This window comes from Clostridium tanneri, assembly GCF_033659955.1.
GTDB lineage: Bacteria > Bacillota > Clostridia > Clostridiales > Clostridiaceae > Clostridium_AM > Clostridium_AM tanneri.
The window spans coordinates 1-1582 of sequence record NZ_JARUJP010000067.1; the positions used below are offsets into that span (position 1 = coordinate 1).

General features: G+C 33.8%; 1 protein-coding gene. It reads right to left on the reverse strand.

From position 1 onward, the window contains the following. A partial coding sequence (locus P8V03_RS18930; protein WP_318799365.1) for a LamG-like jellyroll fold domain-containing protein occupies positions 1-1582 on the reverse strand: 1582 nt, incomplete at both ends.

Consider the following 1582-nt stretch of genomic DNA (forward strand, 5'->3'; position numbering starts at 1 on the left):
TTTTTCATCTATTTTTTCCGTTATTATGCTGTGATTATTGCTCATGTCATAGTCAAATTTTGTTGAATATGTCTTTCCGTAACTTGAAGTACCTATATCTTTATCATACTCATCAATTTTAACCAATCTATCTGATAAATCGTAGCTGTACTTATAATCTCTAAAATTTACTCTGTCCTCGTGGTATGCTAAATTACCTTCGTTGTCGTATTCATAGCTGTATCTGATTTCATCCTTTTGACTATTATCTAATATATCTCTGCTAAATTTTCTTTTAGTTACTCTATCTAGCTCATCATACTCCATGGATACTCTTTGATTATTTCCATATTCTGATTTCGTAAGATTACCTGTCTCAGCATCAAATTCATTTCTTATTAAAAGTTCATTTTCAGCATAAACCTGCCTAGTATTTCCTAAGCTGTCATATTCAAATCTATAGCTGAAGCCATTATGAGAAATTGTTTTTATTTTATCATTTTCATATGTGTAGCTATTAGTGACTGTGGTTCCTTTGTCCTCTGGCATAGTTTTGTTGTAAAGAAGCTGTATATCTCTATCACTTAAAGCCTTTCTGCTGTATGCAAAATCATCTAAAGTTCCAGATAAACTGTAGTTTCCGTAAGGATTACTTCCAACAGCGGTAATTGCTCCTGTAAAGTCTTTAAAATCAGTTACAGAGCCAGTATAAGTTCTACTATTAATATATAAAGTACACTGCAAAGTCCTGCTGTAAAATGATGACTCTACAAGCTGCCACTTTAGGGCTATAAAGTACCATGTATTGTTGGCTATGATTATATCATTTGCAGTGATAATATTTTGTCCAGCATTTGACTTGTTTAATGAATTCAAAACTATCTTATTTTGCTCATTTATATACAGATTAAATAAGGCTGTCTTGCTTTCATTGGAAAAAATCATTCTTGTTCCTGCACCTGTAGTGTTAAACCATACAGATAAAGTTCCAGATTTTTTATCTATACCTAAATCATAGTAAGGCTTTGAGTTATCACTTCTGCTTGGACTGTAAGCAGTAAAACTACTCCCTTCCTCCATTTGTACAGCATCAAAGCTTACTGTGTCAGTTCCGCTAACAGCACTTCTTAATATTACAAAAAGACTTTTTGTTCCTATTGGGAGATTAAAGCTTTCACTTACTTTAACCCATCTGTCCTTATCTATATCTTTTTGATAGTTTTTATAACTTCCGGCAATTTCAGCTCCGTTCTTATCAAAACATTGTATTCCTAGTACTGGATTAGCTAATCCTGTTCTCTTTGCATAGGCACTTAAAGTATATACTTTTGATGAAGTTAAAGCAGTGGGCAATGTAACTAATTGATAAGCTACAGCATTAGTAGGGTTTCCAGTGGCAGTTCCATCTGAGTCATAGCTTTCTAAACAGTAGTTTCCATGTATTCCTCCCGGTACAATTCTCCATTTTCCTGTAGAACCATCCCAATCTTCCAATCTCCAAGAATTGCTGCTATCTTCAAAGGAAGAGTTTACAAGCAAGTTTGCTCCAGCATCAAAAATTGTTCTTGTTCCTTTGCTTCCTACAAGACTTGAACTTAACGGA